Genomic DNA, 8,853 nt, shown 5'->3' with positions numbered 1-8,853 from the left:
TGATCTGCTGGCGTTGTACACGGACGGGGGTGCGGGGCTGCCGGAGCCGGTGGCGTTCCGTGACTATCTGGTGTGGCTGTCGCGGCAGGACCGGGCGGCCGCGGGGCAGGCCTGGCAGCGGGCGCTGGAAGACCTCGACGAACCCACCCTCCTCGTGCCCTGGGCCCGTTCCGTGCCGTCCACCGAACTGCCCCGGCACCTCACCGTCGAGCTGGGGGAGGAGGAGACGGCGGCGCTGGCGGGGGCGGCGCGGGCGCGGGGGCTGACGTTGAACACCGTGGTGCAGAGTGCGTGGGCGTTGACGCTGGCGCAGTTGACGGGGCGCCGGGATGTGGTCTTCGGGGCCACGGTGTCGGGGCGGCCGCCGGAGCTGCCGGGTGTGGAGGACATGGTCGGTCTGCTGATCAACACGGTTCCGGTGCGGGTCCGGGTGGATCCGGCGGAGCGGTTCGAGGACCTGGCGCGGCGGGTGCAGGGCGAGCAGGCGGAGCTGGCGCCGCACCAGCACCTGCCGCTCGCCGACATCCAGCGCGGTGCCGGACTCGGCGAACTCTTCGACACCGCCCTCGTCTTCGAGAACTATCCGGACGCTCCGGACGCTCTCCCGCTGCTGGGGGACTCACTGCGGCTCGCACGCATGCGGGGCGTCGACGCCTACCACTACCCGCTGAGCGTGACCGTCGTACCCGGGGCGCGGCTGCGTCTGCGCCTCACGCACCGTCCCGAGCTGCTCGACCACGAGACGACCGACTGGGCGGCCGCCGAACTCAGCGCGCTGCTGACCGCCTTCGCGGCCCGGCCGCACCAGGCGGTGGGCTCGAACGGGGCCCGGTCCGCCATGGTCCGGCCCGCGGCCGCCACCGGACCCGGCGGAGTGCGCGAGGAAGCGCTGCGGTCCCTGTTCGCCGAGGTGCTGGGGGTCGGCGAGGTACTGGGACACGACAACTTCTTCCTCCTCGGCGGCGACTCGCTCCTCGCGCTGCGACTCGCCGGAAGGATCCAGGAGGCCTGGGCGGTGCCGGTCGGGCCGCGCACCGTCTTCGAGTCGCCCACCCCCGTGAGCCTGGCCGAACGGCTGGCCGGGCACACCACCGGCTGACCCGCCGCGCCGCGCCGCGGCCGGACGGGGCCGGCCGCGGCGTCCGCCCGCAGACCCCCCACCCCACCTCACCCCACCTCACCCCACCTCACCCCACCTCACCCACACCATCACCGAATAGGGAGACACCGTCATGAGCAACCCGTTCGACGACGCCGAGGGCTCGTTCCTGGTTCTGGTCAACGACGAGGGCCAGCACTCGCTGTGGCCCGCCTTCGCCGACGTCCCGGCCGGCTGGAGCGTGGCCCTCGCCGCCACGGGCAAGCAGGAGTGCCTCGACTGGGTCGAGGCCCACTGGAGCGACCTGCGGCCCAAGAGCCTGATCGCGAGCATGGCATGAGCGCCGGGACCTCGCTTGCGGCACCTGTCCTCGCGGGCGCGCCGCCCGCCCTCCCGACCCCCTGGTTCCACCGGAACCCCGTGTCCGACCCCGTGGCCCGTCTCGTCTGCTTCCCGCACGCGGGCGGCGTGGCCGGCGCCTTCCAGCACTGGCGGCGCCGGCTGCCGTCCGACGTGGAACTGCTCGCCGTGCAGTACCCGGGCCGTCAGGAGCGGCTGGACGAGCCGGCGGCCGAGAGCGTCGAGCAGCTTGCCGACCAGGTGGCCGAGGCGCTGACCCCGTTTCTCGACCGGCCGCTGGTGCTCTTCGGCCACAGCATGGGCTCGATGGTGGCCTACGAGGTCGCACGGCGGGTCGAGGAGAGCGCCCCGGGCGTCCTCGCCCACCTGTTCGTCTCGGCGCAGCGCGCACCGCACGCCGGGCCACCCGGCACCCTGCACCGGGGCCCGGACGACGACCTGGTGGCACGGGTGCAGCTGCTCGACGGCCCGAGAGCGGCCGTGTACGAGATCGCCGAGCTGCGACAGCTCGTCCTGCCGTCGCTGCGGGCCGACTACCGGCTGGTCGACCACTACCGTCCGGCGCGGCTGCGGCGTCTGCACGCCCCCATCACCGTGTGCGGCGGCGACTCCGACCCGGGGTGCCCCGTCGCCGAACTGCCCACCTGGCAGCAGGCCACCACGGCCGACCTGACCGTCCGGGTCTTCCCCGGCGGCCACTTCTACCTGGAACCCCAGGCGACCGAACTCGTCGCCTGCGTCAGCGCCGCCGTCGCGGCCCGTGTCCCGCGCGACGGCCGTCCCCCGCAAGGAGACCCCGAACTGTGAAGCCCATCAGACTGGTCTGCCTGCCCTTCGCCGGGGCCGGCGCCTCCTTCTTCCGGGAATGGCAGCCTCTGCTGCCCGAGGACATGGACATCGTGCCGGTGCAGTTGCCGGGCCGCGAGGAGCGCTTCGTCGAACCTCCGCTCACCGACGTCCACAGCGCCGCGGACGCGGCCGCCGACGAGGTGGCCGGCAGTCTGGAAGGGGCCTCGCAGGTGATGGTCTTCGGCCACAGCCTCGGCGCGGTGCTGGCCTTCGAGCTGGTGCGGCGACTGGCCGCCACCGGCACCGTGCCGCTCACCGGACTCTTCGTCAGCGGTTCCCCGGGGCCGTGGAGCGGCCGGACACAGCGTGCGACGGGCCTGGACGACGACGCGTTCATCGCCCGTATCCGGGGCTTCGCCGGATACACGCACCCGGCGCTGGAGATCCCGGAGATGCGCGAGCTGCTCCTGCCGCTGCTGCGTGCGGATGTCGAGATGCACGAGAACTACCGGCCCCGGTCCGCCGAACCGCTGACGGTGCCCGTCACCTCGCTGCGCGGGCGGAGCGACGAACTCGTGACCGCGGCGCAGGCCGCGGCATGGTCCGACGTCACCCGGGGCGGCTTCACCACTGCCGAACTGGACGGCGGCCACATGTATCTGACGACCGAGGCGACGCGTCTGCTGACCCTGATCGGCAAGGCGGCCGAGAAGGCGGCTTCGCGATGACGGCGCGCGGCGGACTCCTCGCCGGCAAGGCAGCGGTGATCACCGGCGCGGCTCGCGGGATCGGCCGGACCTGCGCCGCGGCCTTCGCCCGGGAGGGCGCCGACCTGCTGCTGCTGGACGTGGCCGGTCCGGTCCCCGGCGTGCCCTACCCCCTGGGCTCCGCGAGCCAGCTCGACCACACCGCCGGCCTCTGCCGCGACCTCGGGGCGACCGTGCTGGTGCGCCAGGCGGACGTCCGTGATCCGGGCGCCCCGCGGGCAGCCGCGCGATCCGCCTTCGAGCGCTTCGGACGGATCGACGTCCTGGTCAACAACGCGGGGATCGCGGCACCTTCGGGCCGCCCGGTCCACGAGTACGACGAGGACGAGTGGGAGGTGATGATCGACATCAACCTCACCGGCGTGTGGCGGGGCATCCGCGCGGTGGCCGGTTACATGGTGGAGCAGCGCGGCGGCAGCATCGTCAACGTCGCCTCGACGGCGGGCCTCGTCGGCTACCGGCACTTCGCCGGCTACGCCGCGTCGAAGCACGGCGTGATCGGGCTGACCAAGGCGGCGGCCCTCGATCTCGCCCCGCTCAAGGTCAGGGTCAACGCGCTGTGCCCGGGATCGGTGCGCGACGCGGCCGAGGCCGAAGGACTGATGCTGTCGGAGATCGCCCGCGCGCTGGAGATCCCGGTGGCCGAGCACGAGACGACCTTCGTCCGGGACCAGCCCATGAACGAACTCGTCGAGCCCAGTTCCATCGCCGAGGCGGCCGTGTGGCTGGCGTCCGACCGGTCCCGTCAGGTGACCGGCAGCGTGCTCACCGTCGACGGCGGGTTCACCAGCCGCTGAGTCGGCCACCGAGCCGGTCTCTGAGGTCGGTCTCTGAGTCGGTCTCTGAGTCGGTCTCCAAGCCGGCCTCAAAGCCGGCCGCTGAGTCGGCCGGCCCGTACCTCCGCCCGATCCCGCCTCGCCGCGCGACCCCGTACCGCGCGCCCCGACCGAACGCATCGCATCACCGCACAGGAGGCTCTCCATGCCCGCATCCGGGACCGACGTCCCTCTGATACCGAGCGGCCGCTCGCAGGCGGCACACTGTCACGCGCTGCGCGTCCGCCTGCCCGGCGGGACATCGGCGGACAGACTCGCGGCCACCTTCAGCGAGGCGGTCCGGGCCTGGTGGCCGCAGGACGCTCCGGACCGTCTGCCCCGGCTGTGGACGGAGCGCGTGCCGGCCACGCCCCAGGGCGTGGCCAGCCGTGTGCACGCGGAGATGCACCGGCCGGTCCCGGCCGGCAGCCGACTGCGTGCCGTCCTGCTGAGCGGCCCCGGGGGCGCGGCCGACCTGATCCTCACCGCTCATCGCGCCAGTCTGGACATGGCCGCGCTGCGCCTGGTGGCCGACGTGCTGCTGGGCCGCGTCCCCGTCGACCGGGTGCGGCCGCAGGGGCCGCGGTGGCCGCGGAGCCGGGTGCTGCCGCCGGACTGGCTCGACGCGGACCTCGGCGGTCACGCCGACTGGGCCGAGGGCGACCCCGCGGCCGGGGAGAGCACGGGGACGGTGGAAGTGCCGCTTCCCGGCGCGGGCGGAGCGGGCGTTGACACGGCCCGGCTGGTCGTCGCGACAGCCGTGGTCCAGGCCCGGTACGAGGCGGTGGAGACGCCCGCGATCGCCGTTCTCACGGCGTTCCCCGGGCGGCCCGGGACAGCGCTGGGTCCGTTCGAGGGCACCACCCTGGTCCCGGTGGACGTCGGCGGCCGCGGCCTGAGCGAGCTCGTCGACCGGGCCCGGCAGGCCGTCACCGCGCCGCAGACGTGGTGCGACCGGTCGGCGTACACCGAGATCACGCGCGCGGACGGCCGTGGCGTCAGGGCGGGCGTGTGTGCCGTGCCCGACGCGCCCGGCCGACAGGGGCCGGACGGGCTGCCCCTCGTGCTGCCGTGCATGGACGGCGCGTTCGACCTCACCCTGGTACCCGGCACCGGCGCCCAGGGCGACGGCGTGCTGACCGTGCACCACCGGCTTCGCGAGGTCGACGCCGCCTCCGCGACACGCTTCGCGCGCCATGTGGTGACCGCCTACTCCGCCCTGACCGCGGAGGGCGGCATGCCGGACGTCGCCCTCGACATCGACCTGCTCGACGACGCCGAGCGGCGGCTGCTGGCACACGCGGGCCGGTCGGAGCGGACGCCGGAGTGGACACCCCGCCGCCTCGACGACGCGTTCGCACAGCAGGCCGCCCGGCGGCCGGAGGCCGTGGCGATCACCTTCGAGGGGGAGCACATCACCTACCGGGCACTGGACGAACGGGCCGACCGGCTGGCCGCGGGACTGCTCGCCCACGGAGTGCGGCCCGGTCAACGGGTGGGGCTGTGCCTCGACCGCTCGGCGGATCTGGTGGCCGGCATGCTGGCCGTACTGAAGGCGGACGCCGTGTACGTGCCCATGGACCCGACCCATCCCGCGGACCGGCTGTCCTACACGGCCGAGGACGCCGGGCTGGCCCTGGTCATCACGGACACCGACGCCTTCGCGGCCACCTCGGTGCCTGTCGCCGGCCCGGACGAACTGGCCGCGGCGGGAGCGCACGGGGCCGTCGTGCCGCCGCGCCGCGGCCCCGGGGAAGCCGCCTACGTGATCTACACCTCCGGTTCCACGGGGCGGCCGAAGGGCGTCGTCGTTCCGCATCGCAACGTGGTCGCCCTGATCGCCGCCACCCGGGAGGACTTCGGCCTCGACGAACGGGACACCTGGACGCTGTTCCACTCGAGCGCCTTCGACTTCTCGGTCTGGGAGATCTGGGGTCCGCTGCTGACCGGCGGCAGGCTGGTCGTCGTACCGTACTGGGTCTCCCGTTCACCGGGGGAGTTCCGGGACCTGCTGGCCCAGGAACGCGTGTCCGTCCTCAACCAGACACCGTCGGCGTTCGCCCAGCTCGTCGAGGCGGACCGCGGGCGGAGCACGCGGCTCGCCCTCCGGCTGGTCGTCTTCGGCGGCGAACCGCTCGACACACGCGCGCTGCGAGGCTGGTTCGACCGCCACCCGGAATCGGACTGCCGCCTCGTCAACATGTTCGGCATCACCGAGACCACGGTGCACGTCACCGCGCAGACCGTCACCCGGCGCGAGGCACTCACCGGTTCGAGGTCGGTCGGACCCGCACTGCCCGGCTGGCGCGTACACGTGCTGGACGAACGTGGCCGGCCGCAGCCGTTCGGCGCCCCGGGCGAGATCCACGTCAGCGGTGAGGGCGTGGCACTGGAGTATCTGGGGCGGCCCGAACTGACCGCCGAGCGGTTCCTGCCCGACCCGTTCTCCGGCGGACGCATGTACCGCAGCGGCGACCGCGGCCGGCTGCGGCCCGACGGACGCCTCGAGCATCTGGGACGGCTCGACAACCAGGTGAAGATCCGCGGGTTCCGCATCGAACTCGACGAGATCCGCGGCGTCCTGCTGGACGATCCGGCGGTGCGGGCGGCCGCGGTGCTCGTGGCGGGCGAGGACGCGAACGACGCCGCCGCGGTGCGCATCGACGCCTACGTCGTGCTCCGCGGCGACGACACGGCGGCGGTACGGGCGCGGGCCGCCACCCTGCTGCCCGGGTACATGCTCCCCACCACGGTCACAGCCCTGCGGGAACTGCCGCTGACGGCCAACGGCAAACTCGACACCCGCAGGCTTCCGCCCCCGGTCGTCCCGCGCGCGACGACGGTCCCCTCCGCGGTGCCGCCCAGCCCGTCCGCGGCACCCGGCGACGCCGGGGCGCCGGTCGCGGAGCTGGCGGGCCGCCTGGCCGAGGTGTGGGAAGCGGTGCTCGGGGTGCCCGTCGGCCCTGACGACAACTTCTTCTCCCTGGGCGGGAACTCGCTCTACGCCGTCCGCGTGGCCGCCGCCATGTCGGACCGGCACCTGCCGCCGCTTCCCATGCGCGAGCTCTACCTCCACCCGACGGTGCGCCGGCTCGCGGCCGTGCTGGCGCCGACGGCCCGGGCATGAGCTGCCGGCCGCGCGAACGCCCGTACGGCGTGCGGTCGTCGGCGTTCCGCAGGCTGTCCTGGGCCTGGGCCGTCTCGATGTGCGGGGACGGCGTCCGGTCGGTCGCCCTGCCCCTGTACGTCGCCGTGCACCACCACGACCCGCTGGACATGGCGGCGGTGGCGGCCTCGGAAACACTTCCCTGGCTGCTCGGGGCGCTTCCCGTGGGGACGCTGGTGGACCGGCTGCCGCCGCGTACGGTGCTGGTGGTGGCCCACGCCCTGCGGGCGCTGGCGACGACGGGCCTGGTGGTGGTGCTGAGCGCCGGCGTGGACACGCTCGCCGTGCTGTGCGCGTTCGCGTTCGTCCTCACCACGCTCGAACTCTTCGCCGACCCCGCGTCACAGGTGATGACGGTGAGGCTGGTGCCCCCCGGCGAACTGGAGCGGGCCAACTCCCGCTACTACTCGATCGGCATGCTGGCGACAGGGCTCGTCGGCCCCCTCGCCGGCAGTGCGATCTTCGTGGTCGGGCCGGTGTGGGCGTTCGCTCTAGACGGCTCCACCTTCGTCGCCGCCGCCCTGCTGGCCGCGACGATCCCCCTGCCGGGCGAGCGGGTGCCCGCCAGGGCCGCGCGGCGCGGGTCCCTGAAGTCGGAGATGGCCGAGGGCGCCCGTCTGCTCCTGACCCACCCCGAACTGCGGGTTCTGGCCGTGCTGGTGGCCGTGGCCGGCCTCGCGGTCTCGGCCGTCAACACTCTTCTGCCGCTGTACGCCGTGGAACAGCTGGGTCCGCACGGGGTCGGTCTTCTGGTGGCCGTGTTCGGCATCGCCACCCTGCTGGGCGCCGCGCTGCCCACCCGGCTGCCCGCACGGCTGGCCGGTGCCCGCGCGATGATCGCGGGGCTGGCGGCGGCGGGGGCGGGTTTCACGGCCTTCGGCCTGTCCCAGCGGCCCGCGGTGCTCTGGGGCGGTTGCTGCCTGGCCGGAATCGGGCTCGGCCTGTGGAACGTGCTGTGCTCCAGCCGTCGCCAGCGCCTGACCCCGCCGGCCGCCCTGGGCCGGGTCTCGGGTGTCTACCGCATGATGACCTGGGGGCTGAACCCGGTGGGCAGTGTGCTCGCCGGGGTCGCCGCGTCCGCGACCGCGATCCGTGTCCCCCTGCTCCTGGCCGGTGCGGCCGTCCTGGCCGTCCTGGCCGTCCTGGCACCGGCACTGCGCCGGGGGGAGACCGGTTCGCCCGTTGTGTCGCCATGTCCTCCTGATGCCAAGCACCTAGCTGACGTGCCTCCCGCCTGGTGAGGCGCCGCGGGGTTCCGCAGGCTGGTACGGGGCGGGGGCTGGAGACCGGCCCACGCTTCGTACCGTCAGGAGAACTGGCCATTCGCCACGAGGTGCCTGCCTGGATCCGCGTGGCCGTGACCGTCGTCGTGGCCCCGTGCCGGCGAAGTAGCCGTCGCGTGGCGTCGACAGTTCCTGGGGTGACTGACCGTACCGGCCGAGCACGCTGCCGAGCCGGGTCCATTCGCCTAGCACTAGGGGCTCTTATGTCCTCGCAGAACCTCGTCCATCCGTCCTTCACCGCCCGAGAACGGGAAGTCCTCGTACAGCTCTGCCGGGGCGGCACCTACCAGGCCATCGCACGCAGTCTCGGCATCAGCCCGCACACCGTGGACACCCACATCCGGCGGGTCCGCAGGAAGGCCGGCGTCACCAACCGTTCGCAACTAGTGCTCCTGGCGGTCGAGTTGGGGCTGCTGCGCCCCGCGTCGCTGACGGCCCGGGCGGTGGCCGAGGGCGAGGTGCAGCCGTCGGCCGCACGGTAGCCATGAGACACGGGGTCCCGCCGGCCGAGCCGGCGGGGCCCCCGGGGGGGACTTAGGGATTCGCGGCCGATTTACGTGTACCCGCCCGGGAC

8 protein-coding genes are annotated in these 8,853 nt (G+C 73.9%); all 8 read left to right on the top strand.

Going from position 1 to position 8,853, the window contains the following annotated elements; all coding sequences use genetic code 11:
* On the top strand, positions 1-1,099 hold a 1,099-nt coding region (locus tag AB0P24_RS26695), incomplete at its 5' end, for a condensation domain-containing protein (RefSeq protein WP_365798171.1).
* A 133-nt stretch (positions 1,100-1,232) separates the two neighbouring features.
* Positions 1,233-1,439, top strand: coding sequence for an MbtH family protein (locus AB0P24_RS26690; protein WP_365798169.1), 207 nt, complete (start codon positions 1,233-1,235; stop codon positions 1,437-1,439).
* 80 nt (positions 1,440-1,519) lie between these two features.
* Positions 1,520-2,266: an alpha/beta fold hydrolase gene (locus tag AB0P24_RS26685; RefSeq protein WP_365798167.1), complete on the top strand. Its 747-nt coding sequence runs from the start codon at positions 1,520-1,522 to the stop codon at positions 2,264-2,266.
* Positions 2,263-2,976: an alpha/beta fold hydrolase gene (locus tag AB0P24_RS26680; protein WP_365798165.1), complete on the top strand. Its 714-nt coding sequence runs from the start codon at positions 2,263-2,265 to the stop codon at positions 2,974-2,976. The genes AB0P24_RS26685 and AB0P24_RS26680 overlap by 4 nt, the downstream gene beginning before the upstream one ends.
* Positions 2,973-3,812 carry an SDR family oxidoreductase gene (locus AB0P24_RS26675; RefSeq protein WP_365798163.1) on the top strand — a complete coding sequence of 280 codons (840 nt, stop codon included), beginning with the start codon at positions 2,973-2,975 and terminating at the stop codon, positions 3,810-3,812. Before AB0P24_RS26680 ends, AB0P24_RS26675 begins: the two co-directional genes overlap by 4 nt.
* A gap of 184 nt (positions 3,813-3,996) precedes the next feature.
* Complete coding sequence (locus tag AB0P24_RS26670) at positions 3,997-6,957, top strand: amino acid adenylation domain-containing protein (protein ID WP_365798161.1); 2,961 nt, start codon at positions 3,997-3,999, stop codon at positions 6,955-6,957.
* Complete coding sequence (locus AB0P24_RS26665; protein WP_365798159.1) at positions 6,954-8,237, top strand: MFS transporter; 1,284 nt, start codon at positions 6,954-6,956, stop codon at positions 8,235-8,237. The genes AB0P24_RS26670 and AB0P24_RS26665 overlap by 4 nt, the downstream gene beginning before the upstream one ends.
* A 245-nt stretch (positions 8,238-8,482) precedes the next feature.
* A complete protein-coding gene (locus tag AB0P24_RS26660; protein ID WP_365798156.1) occupies positions 8,483-8,761 on the top strand; it encodes a helix-turn-helix transcriptional regulator in 279 nt (92 codons plus the stop codon).
* Positions 8,762-8,853 lie beyond the last annotated feature (92 nt).

It is taken from the genome of Streptomyces sp. NPDC086519 (assembly GCF_040686075.1).
GTDB classification, from domain to species: Bacteria; Actinomycetota; Actinomycetes; order Streptomycetales; family Streptomycetaceae; genus Streptomyces; species Streptomyces shenzhenensis.
The sequence above is the reverse complement of the archived record's forward strand: the minus strand, read 5'-3'. Positions and strand labels throughout refer to the sequence as shown.

Excerpts from the sequence above, each read along its gene's own strand:
- AB0P24_RS26675 (WP_365798163.1), top strand. The coding sequence starts at position 2,973 with ATGACGGCGCGCGGCGGACTCCTCGCCGGCAAGGCAGCGGTGATCACC.
- AB0P24_RS26660 (WP_365798156.1), top strand. The coding sequence starts at position 8,483 with ATGTCCTCGCAGAACCTCGTCCATCCGTCCTTCACCGCCCGAGAACGG.
- AB0P24_RS26665 (WP_365798159.1), top strand. The coding sequence starts at position 6,954 with ATGAGCTGCCGGCCGCGCGAACGCCCGTACGGCGTGCGGTCGTCGGCG.
- AB0P24_RS26690 (WP_365798169.1), top strand. The coding sequence starts at position 1,233 with ATGAGCAACCCGTTCGACGACGCCGAGGGCTCGTTCCTGGTTCTGGTC.
- AB0P24_RS26670 (WP_365798161.1), top strand. The coding sequence starts at position 3,997 with ATGCCCGCATCCGGGACCGACGTCCCTCTGATACCGAGCGGCCGCTCG.